Source organism: Paraburkholderia sp. D1E, from assembly GCF_052682275.1.
Window position 1 is genome coordinate 8,122,476 of sequence record NZ_JBQYMB010000001.1, and the last position, 20,151, is coordinate 8,142,626.

General features: G+C 59.6%; 26 protein-coding genes and 1 tRNA gene. 17 read left to right on the plus strand and 10 right to left on the minus strand.

What is annotated here, in order from left to right; translation table 11 throughout:
- Nucleotides 1-19: 19 nt before the first annotated feature.
- The 6 genes from ACUN0E_RS36435 to ACUN0E_RS36460 all read right to left on the minus strand — a co-directional run bounded on the left by ACUN0E_RS36435 (nt 20) and on the right by ACUN0E_RS36460 (nt 6,125).
- On the minus strand, nt 20-2,185 hold the full coding sequence (locus tag ACUN0E_RS36435; protein WP_445569632.1) for a phage terminase large subunit family protein: 2,166 nt from the start codon (nt 2,183-2,185) through the stop codon (nt 20-22).
- Entirely contained in the window at nt 2,082-2,591 is a 510-nt protein-coding gene (locus ACUN0E_RS36440) for a MarR family transcriptional regulator (protein WP_445569633.1), read from the minus strand. Before ACUN0E_RS36440 ends, ACUN0E_RS36435 begins: the two co-directional genes overlap by 104 nt.
- Before the next feature lie 315 nt (nt 2,592-2,906).
- Nucleotides 2,907-3,314 carry a hypothetical protein gene (locus ACUN0E_RS36445; RefSeq protein WP_445569634.1) on the minus strand — a complete coding sequence of 136 codons (408 nt, stop codon included), beginning with the start codon at nt 3,312-3,314 and terminating at the stop codon, nt 2,907-2,909.
- An 18-nt stretch (nt 3,315-3,332) separates the two neighbouring features.
- Complete coding sequence (locus ACUN0E_RS36450; RefSeq protein WP_445569635.1) at nt 3,333-4,361, minus strand: helix-turn-helix domain-containing protein; 1,029 nt, start codon at nt 4,359-4,361, stop codon at nt 3,333-3,335.
- Nucleotides 4,362-4,403: 42 nt separating this feature from the next.
- The gene (gene dnaB / locus ACUN0E_RS36455; protein WP_445569636.1) at nt 4,404-5,768 is read right to left on the minus strand and encodes a replicative DNA helicase; all 1,365 of its coding nucleotides are present in this window, start codon (nt 5,766-5,768) and stop codon (nt 4,404-4,406) included.
- 27 nt (nt 5,769-5,795) lie between these two features.
- The gene (locus ACUN0E_RS36460; protein ID WP_445569637.1) at nt 5,796-6,125 is read right to left on the minus strand and encodes a phage regulatory CII family protein; all 330 of its coding nucleotides are present in this window, start codon (nt 6,123-6,125) and stop codon (nt 5,796-5,798) included.
- Between the two features lie 350 nt (nt 6,126-6,475).
- On the opposite strand from ACUN0E_RS36460, the gene ACUN0E_RS36465 reads away from it, so the two are divergent.
- Nucleotides 6,476-6,724 (plus strand): hypothetical protein, encoded by a 249-nt coding sequence (locus ACUN0E_RS36465; protein WP_445569638.1) that lies wholly within the window; start codon nt 6,476-6,478, stop codon nt 6,722-6,724.
- A gap of 28 nt (nt 6,725-6,752) precedes the next feature.
- On the opposite strand, the gene ACUN0E_RS36470 is transcribed toward ACUN0E_RS36465, so the two are convergent.
- Nucleotides 6,753-6,977: a hypothetical protein gene (locus tag ACUN0E_RS36470; protein WP_445569639.1), complete on the minus strand. Its 225-nt coding sequence runs from the start codon at nt 6,975-6,977 to the stop codon at nt 6,753-6,755.
- Nucleotides 6,978-7,456: 479 nt separating this feature from the next.
- Here ACUN0E_RS36470 and ACUN0E_RS36475 point away from each other — a divergent pair, with 479 nt between their 5' ends.
- The 13 genes from ACUN0E_RS36475 (at nt 7,457) to ACUN0E_RS36535 (ending at nt 14,841) form a co-directional block, all read left to right on the plus strand.
- On the plus strand, nt 7,457-7,972 hold the full coding sequence (locus ACUN0E_RS36475; RefSeq protein ID WP_445569640.1) for a helix-turn-helix domain-containing protein: 516 nt from the start codon (nt 7,457-7,459) through the stop codon (nt 7,970-7,972).
- Nucleotides 7,973-8,063: 91 nt separating this feature from the next.
- Nucleotides 8,064-8,414, plus strand: a complete 351-nt coding sequence (locus tag ACUN0E_RS36480) for a hypothetical protein (protein WP_445569641.1) — start codon at nt 8,064-8,066, stop codon at nt 8,412-8,414.
- Nucleotides 8,415-8,926: 512 nt separating this feature from the next.
- Entirely contained in the window at nt 8,927-9,133 is a 207-nt protein-coding gene (locus ACUN0E_RS36485) for a hypothetical protein (protein WP_445569642.1), read from the plus strand.
- Between the two features lie 302 nt (nt 9,134-9,435).
- Nucleotides 9,436-9,669, plus strand: a complete 234-nt coding sequence (locus ACUN0E_RS36490) for a hypothetical protein (RefSeq protein ID WP_445569643.1) — start codon at nt 9,436-9,438, stop codon at nt 9,667-9,669.
- A 26-nt stretch (nt 9,670-9,695) separates the two neighbouring features.
- Complete coding sequence (locus ACUN0E_RS36495) at nt 9,696-10,253, plus strand: PRTRC system protein E (RefSeq protein WP_445569644.1); 558 nt, start codon at nt 9,696-9,698, stop codon at nt 10,251-10,253.
- An 11-nt stretch (nt 10,254-10,264) separates the two neighbouring features.
- Nucleotides 10,265-10,729 (plus strand): PRTRC system protein C, encoded by a 465-nt coding sequence (locus tag ACUN0E_RS36500; RefSeq protein ID WP_445569645.1) that lies wholly within the window; start codon nt 10,265-10,267, stop codon nt 10,727-10,729.
- Between the two features lie 5 nt (nt 10,730-10,734).
- The gene (locus ACUN0E_RS36505) at nt 10,735-10,917 is read left to right on the plus strand and encodes a hypothetical protein (protein ID WP_445569646.1); all 183 of its coding nucleotides are present in this window, start codon (nt 10,735-10,737) and stop codon (nt 10,915-10,917) included.
- Nucleotides 10,914-11,981, plus strand: a complete 1,068-nt coding sequence (locus ACUN0E_RS36510) for a PRTRC system protein F (protein ID WP_445569647.1) — start codon at nt 10,914-10,916, stop codon at nt 11,979-11,981. Before ACUN0E_RS36505 ends, ACUN0E_RS36510 begins: the two co-directional genes overlap by 4 nt.
- A complete protein-coding gene (locus ACUN0E_RS36515) occupies nt 11,978-12,688 on the plus strand; it encodes a PRTRC system protein B (protein WP_445569648.1) in 711 nt (236 codons plus the stop codon). The genes ACUN0E_RS36510 and ACUN0E_RS36515 overlap by 4 nt, the downstream gene beginning before the upstream one ends.
- 3 nt (nt 12,689-12,691) lie before the next feature.
- Nucleotides 12,692-13,483, plus strand: a complete 792-nt coding sequence (locus ACUN0E_RS36520; protein WP_445569649.1) for a PRTRC system protein A — start codon at nt 12,692-12,694, stop codon at nt 13,481-13,483.
- The gene (locus tag ACUN0E_RS36525) at nt 13,480-13,875 is read left to right on the plus strand and encodes a hypothetical protein (protein WP_445569650.1); all 396 of its coding nucleotides are present in this window, start codon (nt 13,480-13,482) and stop codon (nt 13,873-13,875) included. Before ACUN0E_RS36520 ends, ACUN0E_RS36525 begins: the two co-directional genes overlap by 4 nt.
- Nucleotides 13,872-14,609 (plus strand): PRTRC system ThiF family protein, encoded by a 738-nt coding sequence (locus tag ACUN0E_RS36530; protein WP_445569651.1) that lies wholly within the window; start codon nt 13,872-13,874, stop codon nt 14,607-14,609. Before ACUN0E_RS36525 ends, ACUN0E_RS36530 begins: the two co-directional genes overlap by 4 nt.
- A 1-nt stretch (nt 14,610) precedes the next feature.
- Nucleotides 14,611-14,841, plus strand: coding sequence for a hypothetical protein (locus ACUN0E_RS36535; protein ID WP_445569652.1), 231 nt, complete (start codon nt 14,611-14,613; stop codon nt 14,839-14,841).
- Nucleotides 14,842-14,904: 63 nt separating this feature from the next.
- Here ACUN0E_RS36535 and ACUN0E_RS36540 read toward each other — a convergent pair whose 3' ends face one another.
- Both ACUN0E_RS36540 and ACUN0E_RS36545 read right to left on the minus strand, forming a co-directional pair.
- Nucleotides 14,905-15,798 carry a DUF4393 domain-containing protein gene (locus ACUN0E_RS36540; protein WP_445569653.1) on the minus strand — a complete coding sequence of 298 codons (894 nt, stop codon included), beginning with the start codon at nt 15,796-15,798 and terminating at the stop codon, nt 14,905-14,907.
- Between the two features lie 59 nt (nt 15,799-15,857).
- The gene (locus ACUN0E_RS36545) at nt 15,858-16,955 is read right to left on the minus strand and encodes a site-specific integrase (RefSeq protein ID WP_445569654.1); all 1,098 of its coding nucleotides are present in this window, start codon (nt 16,953-16,955) and stop codon (nt 15,858-15,860) included.
- 216 nt (nt 16,956-17,171) lie between these two features.
- On the opposite strand from ACUN0E_RS36545, the gene ACUN0E_RS36550 reads away from it, so the two are divergent.
- The 3 genes from ACUN0E_RS36550 (at nt 17,172) to ACUN0E_RS36560 (ending at nt 19,681) form a co-directional block, all read left to right on the plus strand.
- A tRNA-Arg gene (locus ACUN0E_RS36550) sits at nt 17,172-17,246 on the plus strand.
- A gap of 180 nt (nt 17,247-17,426) precedes the next feature.
- Entirely contained in the window at nt 17,427-18,623 is a 1,197-nt protein-coding gene (locus ACUN0E_RS36555) for a tyrosine-type recombinase/integrase (protein ID WP_445569655.1), read from the plus strand.
- A 245-nt stretch (nt 18,624-18,868) separates the two neighbouring features.
- Nucleotides 18,869-19,681 (plus strand): hypothetical protein, encoded by an 813-nt coding sequence (locus tag ACUN0E_RS36560; RefSeq protein ID WP_445569656.1) that lies wholly within the window; start codon nt 18,869-18,871, stop codon nt 19,679-19,681.
- Here the strand turns inward: ACUN0E_RS36560 and ACUN0E_RS36565 are convergent.
- Nucleotides 19,617-20,150, minus strand: a complete 534-nt coding sequence (locus tag ACUN0E_RS36565; protein WP_445569657.1) for a hypothetical protein — start codon at nt 20,148-20,150, stop codon at nt 19,617-19,619. The two genes, ACUN0E_RS36560 and ACUN0E_RS36565, sit on opposite strands and share 65 nt — an antisense overlap.
- Nucleotide 20,151: the final 1 nt, after the last annotated feature.

The following is a 20,151-nucleotide window of genomic DNA, read 5'->3' on the forward strand; positions in this document are numbered from 1 at the left end:
ATGCGGCTCCGGTAAGTAATTAGCGACGCTTCAGGTACGCCGAGCGGCCCGTGCGCCGACCCTGAAAACGCGAAACCCCGCTCGATGGCGGGGTTCCGGGTGGGGATGTACGGGGCACACTGGTCGCGAGCGGCCAGTCGTGTGCCGGATCTGGTGGTCCAGCGAGTGCAGCAGGTTTGTCTTCAGTCGTTCCAACCTCGTCGGTAGCCGGTGCATGCACCGTATCCACATCACCGACCGCCGGCAGCGCCGTCGCCACCGGTATCGTGTCGAACAGCGATGCCTGCGCAAGCCGGTTCTGCTCAATCATCCAGTGCGCCTCCGTCATGAGATGCGTCTTGATGCTGCGCGCCGCATGCAGCGCATACACCTCGCAATCGAGCGCCTCGTTACGCGCACCGGCTTTCTTCTGCCAGACGCGCTTGCCGCCGATGCGCCCCGGCACCTTCACCTCGGCGGTGAGCTGCTGCAGATAATCTGCACGCACGCCCTGATACCAGTGCAATCGCCCCGGCCCCTCGCCTTCGAGCTTCAACCGGTTATCGAGAATCAGATCCTTGGCCCGGCTCACACCGACCATATACGGACGCAGTCCATACTTCGCGGCCTTGCTGTTGTTACGCACCGAGTCGACCGACGCCTTGGGCACGCTGAACACTTCCGCGCCGGCATCCTTCGCACCCTTGATCGCCATGATGTTGATGCCGCGCTTCTGCGCGACACGCACATAGCGATACACCGCATCGGAGGTCGAACCGTCCGACGAGTCGATCGACGAAGCGCGCACGCGCAAAATCCAGCCGTTCGCGTGCCGGTAGCCCTGCGTCAGCAGTTCGGTCAGCGCGCCCCACACGCCGCCCACCATCGGATCGTTACCCTGTTCGAGCACGTTGCCGTAAATCTCGTCCCACAGCACGAGCCAGCTTTCTTCACCACGGCCCCAGGCACGCAGCACCACCGCAATGCGGTCATGCTGCACGTCGATGCCGATCGTGAGTAGCAGTGCGCGGGCCGGCACCGTAAAGACCGGATAGTCGAGCGCGCGCGCAGCGAGCAGCTCGATCTCCGGAATGTCGCTCTCGTATCTGTACGGCCTCCCCTCGGTGTTGTTCACGAACGAGCGCATCTTCGTATCGTCGCCCGCGCGCAGCGCCTTCTCTGCAACCAGTCGCTTCTTGACCAGTTCGGCGAGGCGCGAGCCCGGAAACGGCGACACCAGCTCATTCAACCGGAAGCCGGCGACGCCGTGAAACGCAGCGGTCGCCACCCACCGCCCGTGGCGCACCGCACGAAAGCGCGCGGTGTCGTCCCAAAGGCTGCCACAGAACGGGCACGCATAGCGGGCCGACTCGGGCCGCGCGAGACCGAAGACCTCGTGAGGCTTTTCTGCATCCTCCAACCACGTGACGTTATCCCACGCCATTTCGTGCTCTTCACCGCAGTCCGGGCACGGCACCAGATAGCGCCGCTGGTCCGATGCTTCGTATGCCTGCGCGATGCGCGAGAAACCGTCGACCGTTGGCGTGCCCCCAAAGATCACCTTGCGCCGGCTGTCCGAGTAGCTCTTGTTGCGCTCCTCGAGCAGCGTGATGGAATCCCCCTGCTCGCGCACGTTCTGGTTCGCATCATCCGGCTCCTCGACCGCCACCACCGGCGCCGGTGTCGACTTCACATCGTCTGGCGCATTTGACGTGATGAACTTGAGGAACCCACGCGCGAACGTCTTGTGGTCCCACAGATTGTTCCTGTCCCGGCCCGCATGCACGGGCAGTTTTGCAGAAAGGCGCGGCGTCACCTCGACCATTGGTTCAAATTTTTCGAGGTTGAATTTCTTCGCCGACTTCTCTTTCGCGAACATGATGATCATCGGGCACGGATCGATGTCGATCCGCCGTCCGACGTAGTTCAGCAGCACGCCGTCAGTCCACGCCACCTGTGCAGACTTCATGCACACGACTTTCTGCACACGCGGATCGTCGAGCGCCGCATGCATGCCCAGCACCCAGGGCGTGATATCCGGGTTGTACCGGCCGGGGCTCGCCGCCGCCTTCGCGCTAAGTCGTCGGTGTCGACGCGCCCACTCAGTCGTCGAGAGCTTCTCCCCCGGCTTCAGCAGGCTCGCCAGGCGCCGCAGCACTGCGTGTACTGTCTGGCTCGTATCGAGCCAACTGTTCGAGGCATCCATTGACATGCCCATTCAGGATTTCGACATCGACTTCGACACCGTAGAGCGTACGTAGCTCCTGGACCAGTTTGTCCGGCAGCGAGACGAGTTCCGATTGAAACGCGCTGACCATCTGGCCATAGGCCCGCTCGAGCTGCTCCGCGTTCACGAGCTGGCCCTTCTTCTCCGCGAGCGTGAGGATCTTGATCTCGCGCTCCACGCGCTCGGTCATCGCACGCTCAGTGGCGAGGTCGTAACCACCGTCGCCCACCCGGCCCGCCGCAATGCCGCGCAGGTGCCGGATGTAATCGACGCGGATCTCGTCCATCGAAGACTGCCGGTGGTCAATGCCAAGCTTCTCGACTAGCCGCGACACCGCAGACTGATCGAGATCGAGGTGATCCGCGATCTGCTGTTGAGTGGGCATGAATATGACCCCCCTTGATGTTTCGCCAGTAGAGAAAAAACGCGGGTGTGAGCCCCCGTGTGCCTGAGGCCTATAGGGTCCCCGGCCATGCCTATTTTTTACGCATCGGCGGCAAGATCGGGCCGGCGCGGGCAATGGCATGCGGGTCGCGAGAAACCGACGGCCAGACGCAAAAAAGCCCTGACGCTTGCGCGCTCAGGGCTTGCTTGACCTGCTGCCTTCTGAAGCCACTTTCTATCGACGTAGTGCAGCCCGGCAAAGGCCGCGCGCACTCGGTAGAAACCGGATCAGATTGTGGAGCGGAGTGTAGACGACCTATTTCGTTTCTGCAAGAGGTTCGGACTGCAACCGATCGATAATCGACTGCATCGACACGAACTCGCGCTTCGGTTCGAGAAGCTTTTCGCCAAGAGATCGGCGTGCATGTGCGAGCGCGAAGTCGAACACTGTCGTCGGCCGTACCTTCAGTCCAAGCCGCCGGCAGATCACGAATGGCGGCTTGTGCCACACGTAATGCATCTGCAAAATCTTCCGATCGACCGGCATCAACCCACGCATCGCCACCTCAACACGATTAGCGTCCACAAGGTCGAGCGCCGAATTGACACTGCGGCCCGGCACGCCCGGAAAGTAGATGCTCGCGACAAGTGAATCACGGCCACCATCGCCACTACCGCAACTTTGAGCTTTCGCCCAATTCGTCAAACGTTCTTCGAGATTCATGTTCCTCTTTCCCCCGGATCAATCTTCATACTGGCCGATGTGCTGTCGGCAATAGCCACGCCGCGCTGAGCCGGCGCCAATAATCGTGCTTGCCGCATGCATGCAACGGCAACCGTTCTCAACGTGAGCGCAGACCCGGTCGTCCGGGACACTCGATGCTGGTTGAGTCGACGCTTGCGCATGCTTCGCCGCGATCGAACCGTTTCGACGAACACGAAGCTCCTCCCAGTTTTTTCGCAGACGGGCCGGCGACGTGATGACCTTCGCCCAAAACCTGTCGCGACGCGCGTAGCCAAACAGCTTTCCCATTGCATCGGTCGCGCGGCCGTCGAGCACGATCATCGCGTCCACGTCGCGCGCCCACGCCTCCATGTCCGGCTTTCCAATTCCTGAATCATCAGCCTGCAGTCGTTCGAACATCCACCGCGCAATTGACAAACTCGATTCATCGGGTTTTACTCTCTGAACGTCTGTAGCTTCGTTTACCACTGTGGGTTGAGAGAGAGAAGGTTTTATACAATCTCTGTTTACTGGGTACTTAGTAGGAACGTGGTGCAGGTAACTTTCGGAATTCGCCTCCGGGACAGCGTCCATCAAATCGCCCGCACCCTGTTCGGTCGGAGCACGCGAGTTACCTGCACATGGTTCATTCAATTCACCGGAGTTACCTGCACGTGGTTCCGATCTGCCCATTTCCTGAGCACGAGTGGAACGACGTTCATCCTTGTTCAAAATTTCATCACCATCTGACGCCGCCGCGAGATCCAGATCGATCGCGTCACGCTGCTGCTTTGCGACGATCGCGGGAATCGAGAACCGGTAGTGCGAATGCGCCCATTTGCGATCTGGCCTGCGCGATTTCCAGCGCGCCAGCCAGCCGTCACGCTCGGCTATCGCAAGGTGCTTTGCAACGGCCCGCTCGGATAACGACGCTCTTTCCGCGAGCGATTCGATAGACGGCCAGACAATGTCATCGACCGCGTTTGCGTATTCCGCGACCACGAACAGGACCAGCTTGGTCGTCGACGGCAATTCGCTGCAGGTCATGGCGCGACGCCAGGTAAAAAACGGAGTTACGGTTGCCATAGATCAATGCCCACTTCCCGGCGAGGCGAAATTCTCGAACCGGGTTAATGCGTTCTGGAAGGTGAGGCGCACCGTGCCGATCGGCCCGTTGCGCTGCTTTGCGCAGATGATTTCCGCTGTCCCGCGATCAGCGCTGTCGGGGTTGTAGACCTCGTCACGATAGATAAAGAGAATCACGTCGGCGTCCTGCTCGATCGCCCCGGATTCCCGCAGGTCGGACATCACCGGCCGCTTGTTCGGTCGCTGCTCAAGGCCTCGGTTTAGCTGTGAAAGTGCGATCACAGGTACTTTCAGTTCCTTCGCAATCAGCTTCAGCGAGCGTGAAATTTCGCTCAGTTCGGCTGCGCGCATGTCGTTGTGCGAGCCGTCGCCGTTCATGAGCTGCAGGTAATCGATCACAACTACGCCGAGTTGGCCAACCTCGCGTTTCAGGCGGCGCAACTTGCCCTTGAGGCTGGTCGGCGTGAGGCCCGCACCCTCGAAGACATGAATTGGCGCATCGGCCATCAACTGCACGCCATGCGTCAGGCGAGGCCAGTCATCCTGCTCGAGCTTGCCGGTGCGCAAGCGATGCTGGTTGATGCGCGCTTGAGAGGCGAGCATGCGCTGCGTCAGCTGCTCAGTTGGCATTTCAAGCGACGCAACGGCAGCAGGCAGTCCCAGGCGAATCGCGACGTGCTCCGCGATGTTCATGGCGAACGAGGTTTTGCCCATCGATGGCCGTCCACCGACGATAATCAACTCGCCACCGTGCATTCCGTCGAGCATGCGGTCCAGATCATCGAAACCTGTCGCTGTCCCGGTTATGCCGGCAGCCGGCCCCTTGTGGTAAAGCTCATCCACTCGCTCAACCACACGCGTGAGCGAGGGCACGATTGCGGTAAAGCCATCAGCACGTTGATCGACGTCAGATAGCCGCATGAACGACGCCTGCGCCTGGTCGATAATGTCGAGCACTTCGCGCCCGGCAGTGTTGTGACAGAGATCGATTACCTGTCGCGCTGCGGCCATCGTCGCGCGTAACAGCGAGCGGGCACGCACGATCTCCGCATAGCGAACTACGTTCGCGGCACTCGGCGTCGACTGAACGATTTCGTTGAGGTATTGGAGCGGGTGTCGGATCTTCGATCCATGGGACGACAGAAATTCGTATATGGTGATCGCATCAGCCTGGCGATGCGTGGCCAGCATCCGCGAGATCGCGCGAAAGATCGAACGATGCTCGGGTAGCGTGAAGTCCTTCTCACCGACGAGGTGCACGATTCGATCGAACGCCTCGTTATCAAGCATGATCGCGCCGAGCACGGCCTGCTCTGACTCTATCGACGCGATAGGATCGCGCGCTTCCAATGGGTCATTTGCACCCATGTTTTCCCCCGGTAAGCGAAAGGCAACTTAGCTGCGGCTCAGACCTGCTGCAGCGCGCGCAGTCGTGATCGTCTGTTCGATCTGGCGCTGACCGTCCCGGCCAATTCGCTCGATCGCCTCGACTTCGAGTGGCTCTATGACGCCATCTTCGGCTGCGCGTCGCACTTCCTCGGCGAGTCGCCCAGTCTTGTCGCTTACACCGAGCGCGGCTGTCACCAGCGCCGTGATGCCATCAGCGGTATCAGGACGTGGCGCCAGGGCGGCAACCAGTCCGAAGCGCGCGTTGAACGCGTGCACCGCATCCAGCGCATGCGGTTGGTTCTTCTCGAGCATCCATTCGACGAGCAGCTCAAACATTTCGCCCGAGATCCGGGCGCCCTCCACTTCGCGCAACTTAAGGCGCAGTGATTCGCCGGTGAGACGGATTCCGCGACGCTCAGTCAGAAACCGCGCTGCGTCCTCTACCTTTCCCGGCGTTTTGAGTACTGACGTATAGAGGACATCGGTCCAGGTTGTATCGCTGTATCGGCAGGTCACGCTAACCCCTTGTGGATAACTATTTTTCATGCTGTTTACGCACGGCTCGTTTTCATACGATTCGTTCACCCACAGCAAAACGGTGAATCAAATGAGCAAAAAAGAGCGCAGCCTCGAACATGCGAAAATGGCGAGCTTCTATACCTACCAACCACACGAACGGGGCACTCATGAACGAACAGGAACTGAAGCAACAAATCGACGAGTTGAAAGGCCAGCTCTTTGCGTATCGCACGCTAACAGCGCTCATGTTTGCCGAGATCGCAAAGCTGAAAGGCCAAAGCGAAGCCGATCTCGACAAAATTTGCAAAGCCATGATCGCTTCCACGGACAGTTGGAGTCCGAGCCCGCAGCGCGACGCCTGTCGGGCCGAATTAGTGGACGTGTTCGAAACCTCGCTATTCGCACTCAAACCTTAGAGCAGGATTATTCCGGCCTCACGCCACGCTACGCGCGCACGAGACCTTTCATCCTCTCGTCGCGTGTGACCCGGAATTCACCGCGAGGCGACATTGACCGCGTCGCGCTTTTAATCAAATCGGGATCAGGCTCGGATATACGGCGCCGCCTTTCCGCGTCGCCCCCTGTCCATTCGGCGAATTCGATTTCCGCCTCGAGCTTCAACGCTGGTTTGATCAAGAACAGGACAAGCTGCGCATACAGTTTCTTCATCGTTCTCTCCTTCAGCGCGGAGAAGCGTGATGCGTAGCCCAACAACCGCCGCGCGACGCTTCTCCGCCCGGCGCGTCAAAGACGCGATCGAGCGCTCCAACCGTCAACGACGGGAAGCAAGGGCGTTTTCCACTTTTATGGAAGCTTTGATGGCAACGACCGATTGCAGGTCTCGCCGCGCGAAGTAATCGAAGAGAGCCTGCACCGTCGATACGCGCGGATCTCCGATCCGACCTTGCGCAATGTGCACTACCGTGGAGTACGGCACGGCACTACCGCTCGAGACCGCTGGCCAGTCGCCCTTCGTCTGCCTTAGCTGGCGTACGACAGCGGCAAGCATTGGTTCATTTGCTTGACTCATTTCGGGAGATGTCATCGTGAATGTAGCGCCATACTATCCGCACTCGGATATATCTGCAAGCGGGATACATGCAAATACTATCCGCACACCGATATCCGTATTCGGCAAGATTGCAGGCATGAAAACACGACCGGTACGGGAAATCTTGGCGGAGAACGTTCGCCGACTGATGCGCGAGAGGCCAGCTCTTGACACGCAGCCTAAGCTCGCGGCCAAAGCCGGTATGTCACAAAGTTCGATAAACCGCCTGCTCGCGGGCCAAACCGACGCGCTGCTGGTATCAGTATTGGACCTTGCGAAAGCGTTCGGCGTTTCGGTGAACGATCTAATCGAAGAACCGCAGGCAACGCGCACCGATGTCATCGCATATGACCGCGAGCGTTACGCGCAGCTGTCTGAGGAGAACAAGGCAAAAATCGCGACGTTTATTGAGTTCGTGATCGCAACCAGCCACACGCAGCCAAAGAGCAGTTCGCCGACTGCCCTGAATATCAAAGAATCGATCCCGCCATCGCCGGAACGCCGTGCGCGCGTGCGAGACGCCTCTCAATCGAGCATATCAAGAGACGCGTTAAGCACCAATGAAAACAAAGACCACACAAAGCGCCGCGGGCGGCGGACTTCCGGGAACTAGTACCAGGCCACTCCTCAGACTGGCGTCAAACAACGAAACACGCCTTTCGGCGGCGGACGCCGGCCACCTTACAGAGATTCGGCGCGCGTCCGTGCGCCGGACGCTGGTCGAACACCTCGACGCTCCGACGTCCGCGCCCGTGGCCGCCGTGCTTGTGTCGCTGCGGGCAGACGGAACGGTTGACATGCTGGCGGCAGACGTCGAACCCGAATTCATCCCAGCGTTGACAGACGGGCTTGAGGCCGCCACCACACGTCTTCGGCGGCATAGCCGCGCGTGTTCAGAACGGCGCCGGAGCGAACTCGGCCAGGCAAGCCTCACCACGTTCATCCCCCTTCTATTCATCGCAGTCACCTACATCAATGACATAGCGTGGATCGATGCCGCCCTCTCCCTGGTCGCGCAAGTGAGCGCCTGCCTGTTGACTAGACGGCGCTCCTAGGTATCCGCGCACGGTAAATTCCGGCGCCTCCTTTCGCCTGAGAAGCGCCGACTTACCTTTTTATCAGAAAAAATATCCGAGTATGGATTGACAACAAATAATCCGAGGGCGGATACTTGCGCCGTGATCAATCTGTGAGCACGCGATGAAAAGCCAACGCTACATCCACCTGAGGACCGGAGCCGCCCAAAAATCGCTCGCGCGGTTTGCCAGTGCGACTGGGTGCGGGATGAACCGCCCCGCTTGTGACAACGATCTGCTTGCGGCCTGCCGCCTTCAAGGCAGATTCGGTGTCTCCTGCGCCGCGACTGCCGTTGTAATCGGCGGACTCTGGTATCTCTGCGTCGCGTTCCGCGCGGGGGTCCTTTGATGCGACCAACAAAGAAACCCATGCCTTTGTGGCTGATCTGCCTGATCAGCGCCGCCGTGTGCATCGCCATGTCCGCCGTAAATCTGGACGACGAGTCGCACATGGCCGCTCCCGTATCGGCTCACCGTATCTGAGGCGCGCCATGCACAAGAGCTCGCTTCCATCCCACCTGCTACGCGTTGAATGGCAGTTGCTTCACATGGCCGGCAGTTTCGAACAGGCAATCGCCAGACCCGAGGTGCGCCGCACTCTCGAGTCGTCGGCGCGCGCCCGCGAAGCGCGCGAGTTGCGCCGGCAACAGGAGCGAGGCGATGTGAAGCGGCGCGCGAGTGGCGACTACGACGACTGACCACGATGCGATATCACGTCCACTGCCGCCACTGCGCGACTCGCTGTTGCCTGCGCAAAGATCCGGATCATTTCGACCGCTTGCCGGGTTGCACTGTGTGCGGCAAACGCACATACCGCCTCGATCACTGGATGAATCGACGCAACACGACGAAAACGCGTTGCGACTGCGAAGGCTATTGGTTTCCGCATCGGCGCGGCTCCCTTTTCTGCTGGTATCGCGTTGACGGAACCGGACGCTACCCAGGCGACGACGATTTCGCCGATCGCAACTATGACGGCCTTGCGGCCTGACAGATCAATATGCCAAACATCGCCCAGCTCGCCGGCATGCTGCCGCGCGACCCCAAGTTTCGCGAGTGGCTTTCGTCGGCGACGGAGGTTGAACAACTGACTGCCGACGAAGCGGCGGCAATCATCCGTACGGTCTGCAAGATCGACAGCCGCCGCGCACTCGCAACGGACGAGGCAGCTGCCAGGCGCTTCCACAACCTTCTGCGTCGCCCGTTTGTCGAGTGGCGCTCAAAGCAGCACTGACCTTCAACTCCACGGAGAAAACGCAAATGTCCCTGTTTGTCTCGTTGTACCCGCTCGCTCAGAAAACGACGCTCACCCTATTGATCACCACCGAAGGCGACCAGTTGCGCGTGAATGTCACACCGCACGCGAAGGATGACGCCAAAGGTGAAAAGACGCTCTATCCGCTGTCGATCCTCGCGACCCCGGACGAGCTCGATCGCGATTTCGCGGAGGCAGTCGCGATTTACGAACCGAGCACGCAATCGGTGCTCGACCAGGCGCGCGCAGCGAGCGCCGCCAACGGAGACAAGGCCTCACCAGCATTGCCTGCGCCTGCCGCCAAGGGCAACCGCGGCCGCAAGGCTCGCAACGAACCGAACGGCGCCGCAAATGCGAAGCAATCACCGGTAGCAAGCGGTGACGTCACGCAGGAGACACCCCCGGTCGACCCGCGCCAGACTTCGATTCCCGGTATCGATATCGACGCCGCCAAGCTCGACGGCGGAACGCCGCAACAGCCGACCGGCGAGCCCTCTGCAACCGCGACAGCCGTTACGCCCGAGCCCGTGAATTCCGGTGATGACGCAGTCGACATTTTCTGAGGGACACACAAATGCAAACCCAAACACTCGAACGCGAGTTTCGCTACAACGGCGCAAAGCTGACTGACCCATCCGCGGCCTTCACGCTGGAACAAGTCCGCGATTTTTACGCGAACACCTATCCCGAGATCGTCAATGCCGAGATTGAGGGCCCCGAAATCATGGGCAACAAAAATGTGTTCACGTTCCGCCGCGCCGTTGGCACCAAGGGATCAGAAACGGGCACGATCAAAACACAAGTCGCGGCCAACGGTCGCACCTACATTGCCGGAATCGGCGTGGGCGTTACCAACGCCGCGATCGAGCCTGACGTGCGCGCGAAGATTGAAGCCGTCCTGGGTACAGAGAAACCGTTACCTCCGGCCATCCGCGCATATGTCGAAGAACTCGACCGCTTCGCGAGTGCGCACGTTTGTCCGTTGCTCGACGAAGAAATAGCCTTCGTCGCGGCTCTCTTCGCTCGATACGCCGCCTGATCGCGATGTCGCTAGATCAATTGCGCCTTGAATTGCTGCGCGGCACTCTCTGTGGTCCGGACATTCCCGGCATACAGATCGACGCGCTCGGCGGTCAGCTTGCAAAAGGCCTGCGCGAGATCGCAGCCAGCCGCACCGCCGGTCCGCGCCTTCAGCTGCCTCGCGAACAGATGCCGGTGCTGCCATGAGCTTTGACGCCATTTCGCTGCCATCACTCGACGGCATACCGTCGCGTTTCACCGTGCAGAGCGGTGACGCCTTCGCCCGGCCATTCGCACTTTCGCTGCTCGACAATGGGGTTATCGCCGAGGCCGATGTCGCGCGTCGACCGTCATCGGAGATCGCGCTGTGCTCGAAAGCGTTGACGCGCAACTGGCGGGAGATCACGGCAAGCCTGACCAGGTTCGATTGGCGCCTGCGGATCGAGCAGGATCAACACCGCGCGCTCGACGGCAGCTACTGGCAAAGCTGCCGCCAGACAGATCCCGACGTGGTTTGGGCCCTCCTGGGCACCAATCAAGGTCCGTTTAGTTGCGGGCAGGTTTGCATCGGACCGGCGATCGAGCACCTGGAAGGCCTACGACGCGGACTCGGCCAGACCGTGTTGTCTGCGCTTTACGACGTACTCGACATGCTGCCACTTGTGTGCACCACACGCATGGCAATCAGCATCGCCGAATACACGTACTGGCATGGCCACAGCGACGAGGACGAAGCGTTCAGGGAGGCTCTGTTCTATCACGACGTCAAGACGAAAGAAGAACTTACGGAAGTGAGCGATTTCGTCACACACAAGCAGATTTACGGCCGGATGCCGAAATGGGTCCGACGACCAGAGCGCGTGCTGTCCCGCGCCCAGGTACAGCGTGCAGCGAAGCCTGACGCTTTTGCGCAGGCGGTCGTTTCCGCAATGGACGAGCTCTGGACCGTCCTGCGTTTCTGCGGCCCGTTCGCCGACCATTCGTCGCCCGATGCCGGCGCCGAGTTGGTCGACTTCACGCTGATTCTGCGCTGGTCTGAGGATGACTCTATCGGACGAATCATCGATGACTACGGTCACTACGCGGCCGAGGGTGACCATATCTCCGCCGCATCAGTTAGCGGACTGCGGCTTTCCGATCGCTCAATTTCCGACTGGCTGCAGAAGATGCGCGCGAGCGCACTGTTAGCTGCAGCGGCCGAGCGTGTGCTCGATCTGCTCGGCTCAATGGAATTCGAGCAGCAAAGAACTCTTGTACGGGTATTCGCATGAACGACGTCGTTATTCACCACCGCGGAAACATCGATCTCGAGCTTGACGCCGCATTGCTCTTTTATCGTTCGGCGAATGGCGAGATCTATGCGACACAACACGGAGCGCGCGTTGTGGACGACCGTCCTGTGCTGCTACCGGGAGTCCCGATGACGCTCGAAAGCCTCGCCGACTTTGCTGAACTTGCCGCAAACCGGACGAGCTATCGAGGTTTTGTTCACGACCGCGTCGTCTACCTCGCACCGAATACGATGGCATGGTGGATGCCCGCGTGCACGCGGCGCGTCTGGTTTTCAGCCGACGGAATACTCGGCAATCAGTCCGGCGAATGCAAGCACCCGCCTCTCGTCTTCATCGTGAACAAGCGCAGCTGGTCCGTTTTCGCACTCCGCAGTAACGAGCGGCCGGATGCCGACACGAAGCTTTATCAGGCCCCCTATTACAACGTTTGGGACAGCGGAGAAATCTGCGTAGGCAACGTTGACACTCCGGACGCGATCAACAGCGACAGCATCGCGCCGTATGAAGACGCATTTTTCCGCAGTCGCTTCACCCACTCGAACACCGAGAAGCTGATACGCAGACGCGGCGGCGCCGCGCGCCTGTGGCTCGATCTGCTCGAGGGTGCCGAGTTTCCCCTTCACCAGTTGGTTGACACGAAACGCACGCTCGCGAACGTCATCAACGATCTCACAGAAAAGGATTGAATCATGGACAAGCTGCTCGCCGCATTTCAAACCGCGTCGCAGGATGGACTACAAAGCATCGCCAACGCACTCAGCGAATTCTCCAAAGGCGTCGCCGAGGAACTGAAGCGCGCTGCCCCACGAGCGATCGCCGCAGCCGATGATGACGAAAGTCTGCCGCTCGACGTCGCACTGTTTGACAGTGCGCCGACCGTCGCTGTACCCAAACACGCCAAGTTTCAGCCGCTCGCCGATGTTGGCCACAGATTCCTGATGACTGCACAGGGCGTTTTCGTCGAAGTGCGCCGCCCATGGCTGCACGTCATCCATCAGCTCACGAAACTCAACGATGCGGGCCCGCGCCCGCCCTATGGCGACATCGAACCAAAGATCGAGCTCACGTTTGGCCGACTCAGCGCGGCGGTCCCATTCCTGCAGGCATTCGCCGAAGAAGCACGCGCGGCGCTCCCGAACGAACACGCCGCGTGGATCGTGTGGGACCAGAATAACCAGAAGCTTGCATACAAAGCTCTGCACGTATCGAACTCAACGCCGGGCTCGATCACCTTCGACCGGCCAGCGCTCGCACCACACGAAAGCCTCGCCATCGACGTCCATAGTCACGGCGACGGTGCGGCCTATTTCAGTGCGCAGGACGATGCAGACGATGCCGGCGAGGTGAAGATTTCGGGCGTGCTCGGTGGCCTTGGCGAAGGCGGAACGCCGAGTGTCGCTTTCCGCTTGTGCCTGCTGGGCATGTTCGTGCCACTGAAAGTCCCGGCCGACGCCGTATGCAAGGTACTGGAGCCGGCATGAACGAACTTGACATCATTCACTATGCAGCGCGCGCAGCGAATCTGGAGACGCGTCGATATCACGAGGCAGTTCACGTGCGGCCGCGCCACGACGCTACCGCACCGTGGCGTCCCTTCAATCCGCTTAAGCGCGACTCCGATTCGCAGAAACTGGCAGCCGCCGCTCGCGTCGACGTGAGTCATCACGACGAGTATGTCGCTGCGATGGCCGGCGTTGGTGCGATGCGGATCTTCACGCACGAAGATATTGACGTCGACAAACTGCCCGACCTGGATTTTGCTGAACGCCGCCGCGCCACACGTCGCGCGATCGCCGAATGCGCGGCATTGATCGGCCGCGATTTTGGCCCGCTCTGGTGGAGAAAAGCTCCACTCTTGCGGAGCGAAGCATGACGCACATTACGCCCGCGATTTTTCTAGAGAAGCGCGTCAATGTGACCCTGATCGGTTGTGGCGGCAACGGCTCACAAATGCTGACGGGTCTCGCCCGGCTGAATCATGCGCTTACGGCGCTCGGGCATCCCGGCCTGCACGTAACGGCGTTTGACGGCGACACAGTGAGCGAGGCAAACATAGGCCGACAGATGTTCAGCCCGGCCGACGTCGGCCAGCACAAAAGCATCGTGCTGGTCCATCGCTTGAATGCGTTCTTTGGCCTCGACTGGCATGCGCGGCCTCTACACGCTGGCGCCAGCGAACTGGTCCACGTCGGCGCGAGCATCGCGATCGTCTGCGTCGACAGTGCAGCGGCACGCGCGAAGCTGGCAAAGACGCTGCGAAGCACCGCGGCCTATGTGATGGACCTAGGCAATCGCGCCAGCGACGGCCAGGTCATTTTCGGCGCTAGTCCGTCGACGTCGCACGCTGGCGGCGCCCCGCTGCGCTGGCCGTATGACGTGCTACCCGAACTGGTCGACACATCAGTGCCCGAAGACGACACGCCGAGTTGCGGACTTGCCGAAGCGCTTGAGCGCCAGGAGCTTTTCATCAATCAGGCGATCGTTACGCCTGCGCTCGGGATTCTGTGGGAGTTTTTCCGGCATGGCCGACTTAGCTGGTGCGGCGCATTCATAAATCTGAAAACCGGACACGTGCGACCGTTGCCGGTCGCCAACGGGAGCGAATGAGATGGGACTATTGACCCGTGCGTATATTCTTGAAAAATTCGGCGTACGCCTAACGATGGCCCAGCTCGCCACGCTGCTCGCCATGTCAGAAGGTACGATCCGCAATCAGGTCAGCGCTGAAACGTTTCCGATTCCGACGTATAAGGAAGGCGCCGCACGATATGCAGCCTACGACGCAGTCGCGGAGTACCTTGACGCGATGTCAGATAAGGCTCGCCGGCAGGCCGCATGAAGTACGTAAAAGATGTTCGGCACAGACCGGCACCGTCCTGCCGAACATCTGCAATGTCCGAATCTAAGAAACAACGCTGTTAGAGGGATCTGCAGCTGGTATCTGAAAAACCACGAGGTTGCTGGGCATACCGACCGCAGAACCAAACTTGCTTCCGAACTCGGTAGGACCGACCAATCCGCGCTGAAAAATTACCGTTGATCCGTCAGTTTTGAGACTCGCCTTCAGGGATTTGAAGAGCTCACTTTGCTCAACCCATGAGTATGCCTGCACGTTCACAAGGAATTGAGCGTAATCGACCTCCATCAACCCGAGCCTTATCCAGTTTTCCAGCATCGCAGGGAATTTCGGCAAATCCGATTCTGCTCCGGTCTCGTCATCAGTGAGATTCATATAGTGACGCCGCATCACCATGTATCCACCGCCGTTCGCCTGTCGATGACGAAGCTCGACAATGGGTTGCTTCGCTGGCACCGTAAGCAGCGTGCGAAGCAGAGTAATTTCGCTAGGATCAATCTGCTTGATGATCTCCACGAACGCTGGATGAGCTTGATCGCTCCTTCGCTTGTCCATAGCGGTCGCCAACAGACTAAGGTACATCGATTTAAGATCCGGCTCTTCGTGAGTAAACGCGAGTCCCTGTAGCGCCGGACCTGCCAAAGATGCCTTTGGCTCGATGAGTTGATCTTCCGGAATATCTTTCGTCGTCTCCTTCAGGTCCAACTCAAATCTTTGCGTGAAATACTGACGCGCTTTTTCGAGCCCGAAGTTAATGGCGGCCAGCGGCAACAACGCGTTGTTTACAGCTCGAGTAAGCGTGACCGCAGTCTTGCCGAGATTCGAAGCCGCCTCTTTCACCTGCGCATCCTTGCCGGCCATCTTGATGACCTGGCCCACCACTTCCATACCGGACTTCACGCCGTCGAAAGCGTTGCCCGAATCAGAATCGTCGCTCACTCTGCCCCCTGTGATTAGCCGGTGCTCTCTCACCGGCGATCAATTCTAGTACGAAACAGTCAGGCCACTTTCACGAGCTTGAGTCGCCCTTTCTTCGCAACCTGAGCCGGGTCCAGGTTTGTGTACCGCTTCAGGTTACGCCAGTCCTTATGCCCCGTCACGGCGGCCACTTCCGGAATCTGCCACCCTGCCTCGAACAACGCACTGGTCGCCTCGTGCCGCAGATCATGCAGATGCAAATCCACAATCCCCTTCGCATCGCAAGCCTGCTTGAAATACTTGCTGGCAGTCCCCTTGTCGAACCGGAAAATGTGGTCATTCCTGTGCGGTGGCGTCTCCGGATCTGCCTTGCGCTTCTCAGTGTATTCCGGCGGCACCGGGTAACGCGGTTGCCGCATGATGACTTCGAACGCGTCGCCAATCAGCGGGATCCATTCGTTGTTACCGACCTTCTGCCGGGGATGCTTGCGATCGCGCACCAGCGCGAGGTGATTCTCGGCGTCGATATCATCCCAGCGCAGGTTGAACAGCTCGCCACGGCGGAACGCACACTGCATGGCGACGCGTAACAGATCCGGCATCGCCTGTTGACGCTCCGGATGCTCGGCGAACCACGCAAAGATTTTCTCGATTTCTTCGGGTGTTGGTCGGCGCTCACGCTTGCCGCCGGCTTCGATCAGGCGCAGATGGTGGAGCGTGGGGCGAGCCGTACCGATCGCATCGGGCAGCGTCAACTCGAGCAATGACCCCATGTGGCGCAGGACGGTGCCGAGTTTCGAGATATCCATGTCGACGGTATAGCCACCGGCACCGGCTTTTCTACGATCCTGCGCAAACTTGACGATACGTTGTGTCGAGAGTTTCGCTGCAAAGTCACTTTCAAACGCATCTTCCAGTCGCTTCAGGATGTAGTCCTCGTTCGACTTTTCCGTGACCGGCCGGCCGGATTCTGCGCGCGCTTCGCGGTATTTCCTGACGAGCTCGCCGACCTTGACTGTAGCCAAGTCGACCGCATTCTGGCCGTTGTCGATCTCGACTTCCTTGGCGCGCGCCCAAGCCTCGGCAGCGCCTTTCGTTTTGAACGTTTTTGCTATACTCTGCCCTCGCTTGCGCACCTGGGCACGCCAGCGACTGCCGACTGGCAGGATTGAAGCCATGTTTTACCCCGCTCAGAAACTGTAGCAGTGCCAGATCACTTTCGACTGCTACAGGGTCGATTTGTAGCAAAAGTGTAGCAGAGACTGCTATAAACTGGGGTTCACAGGCAGTCACGGCGCTTCATTTAGGGTGGAGCAAAAAAGCCGGGAACGCCCACGGGATAAGGCAGAAACCAATAGCAGCAAGGTTTCGATCTTCCCATTGAAATTATCCATCTCCCTGTAGTTCAATGGATAGAACAAGTGCCTCCTAAGCGCTAGATACAGGTTCGATTCCTGTCAGGGGGACCAAAGACCTTCCCATCTTCTCCCAATACCTCCAAAATAGGAATTCCATAACCGCGCATAGCCTTGCGTGGCGGGGTTCCTAGCTGCCATCATTGCCCACAGATTACCAACTACTACCAGTTGGCTTTGGGGGTACAGGTGGGACTATCGCCGAATACCCCCAAACGCGATACCCCCAAAACCATGCCTAAACTGATACCCCCGCTAAGCGAGCTGCAGGTCAAGAAAGCCAAGCCTGCCGATCAGCCCTATCGACTGGCCGACGGCAAGGGCCTCTACCTGCAGGTCATGCCGAATGGGTCGCGATACTGGCGGATGAAATATCGGATCGGCGAAAAAGAGAAAACCGCCTCTTTCGGTGTTTACCCTGAAGTCTCCCTGGCTGAAGCGCGCGACGCCTGCATTGCCGCCCGGAAACAGATCTCAGCCGGCATCGATCCGTCCGCCCAGAAGCAACAGGTCAAGCGCGAAAAGGCCATCGAAGCGGCTTCATCGTTCGAAATCGTCGCCCGCGAATGGTTCGCGAACCAGAAAGACGGCTGGAGCGAGATCTACGCCGGAAAGGTGATCAACTCGTTGGAGGTCGACGTTTTTCCCAGGATTGGTAACAAACCAATCCGGGACATCGACGCGCCGCAGATGCTCGAAATTCTGCGCACGGTTGAGTCGCGCGGTGTACGTGAGACTGCCAAGCGGGTTCTCCAGCGGTCCCGCGCCGTTTTCCAGTACGGGATCATGACCGGCCGGTGCGCCCGAAATCCTGCTGCCGATATTGATACGGAGACGGTGCTGAAGAAAGGCGCTGGCGTCAAACACATGGCGCGCGTGAAGCCGGTAGAGATCCCCCAACTCATGCGCGACATCGCTGAGTATCAGGGCGACATCATCACACGGCTGGCACTTCGGTTGATGGCGCTCACCTTTGTCCGAACGACCGAACTGATTCAGGCCGAGTGGGACGAGTTCGATGAGAAGGCGGCAGAGTGGCGCATCCCGGCCGAGCGCATGAAAATGCGCGACCCGCACATCGTGCCGCTGTCCAGTCAGGCGATCGAGGTGCTGGCGGAGCTTCGCAAACTGAACGGCCACGAGCGCTACGTGTTCTACAGCGTGCAGGGCCGCAAACCCATCTCGAACAACACCATGCTCTTTGCGCTGTATCGCATGGGCTACAAATCCAGAATGACCGGTCATGGCTTCCGCGGGCTCGCCGCCACCGTGCTGCGCGAACTTGGCTATAACCGCGACGTTGTCGACAGGCAACTCGCGCACGCCGAGCGCAATCAGGTCACGGCGGCGTACGTGCACGCTGAGTATCTGCCGGAACGCAGGAAAATGATGCAGCATTGGGCGGATTATCTGATCGCCGCTGCAGCGTAAGCCTCCCACCATCGAGGCAAACCGACCAGTCCGCGATCTACCAACTGGTCCCCGACCGATGTAGAAAGGACGACCATGAAAACGATCGTGATTCTCTGGACTTTAGTAGTCCTTTCCGCCTGCGGTGGTGGCGGTTCCGACAACCCGTCGCCGACACCAAAGTACGTACCGTCCATCGGTCCGCAGTTGCGCCCGTGCGAAACGACTAGCCCAACCGCGCCACCATGCCCGGCATCCGCCCAGCAATGAAGTTGTTCGCGACTTCCGACATCGCTCTGTCGATCCGCAAGTCTCACGAAGAGTTCACGCACGTCCTGGTGAACCGTGGCTACACGACCATCAAGCCGGTTTTCTTCAGGAGCAGCACGATCGCGGACCTTCCCGTCTATCTTTGGGCATGGTGGGATCGCGCGACGGCTTCGCAGTTGACCCGCTGGCGCGCCACCGGCGGCGTGCTGCTCGATCGGTACACATACTCTGACCGGGCCGGCGCGGCGGACGTACTGCTATTCGTCGAATGCCCCCTGACCATGGATCGCCTTACGAAATCGGTAGTGCACATCGCCGAGTACTCGGTCGTGCCTCGGCCGCACACGTGGCGTGTACATGAACAGTGTGTAGATCTGCGTACGCCGCCGACCACCGTCCTGCAGAAGCTATGGACGGAGTGCCGCGGCGCGCGGCTAACGGATGCGGAACTTGCCGAAGCCGTCGACCTGCCAAAGCAGCATGTGATGTACATGCGCAAAGGCCTAAAGCCGGTCGAGGAGTGGCAGATCAAACCAAGACTCGCGCCAGAGTTCGTCGGTTTCATGGACGCGTGGAAGTGGATCGGTGCGGGCCGCTGCGCCAACAAAAAAGAAGTCCGCGAGGCTGGGCACCGAGCTGCGGTCAAGGAAATGGCGCGGCTCGGGCACATCGCGCTGGAGAAGTATCAGCGCTATCCGGACACGGAGCCGGACTGGGAACGCCTTGAGCGCAAGCGCGCCGCCGCTATTGCTGATCTGGCTGCAGTTCGATCACTCGTTGAGTCGCTTCCCGACCATCTTCAAGCTTGATGACCGTCTGGCGGATCTCTTTGATGCGTGGCGCGTTCTGGTGGTAGAGCTGGTTGAGCTCGGACAGCGCGTGCTCTATCTCACGATCACCGCCAGCCTGCTGCTGGCCACCACGCAATGCAATGGCGGCCTGAAGCTTGACCTTCGCCATCGCAGCGCTGTCTTTGTGATCCATCGTCGCGAGATCATGAAGCTCCTCGATACCTACGACGCGATACGCACGCGTCAGATCGGCAAGCTCATTCTCGAACTGCTCCGCGCTCATGCGGGAATAAGCGGGATCAATCTTGACCTTCTCGATCGCCGCAGCGAAGTTCTGTAACTCGGCTGATGCACGGATGTAGCGATCCAGTTCCTGGGCCGTGCAGTCGAGCGAGCAGGAGGCCAGGAAGATGTCTCCCTTGGCCTCGGCCAGTGCTTCCTTGATCGCCTGTTCTGAGATCAGGCCGGCACGATATGACCGCTTCATA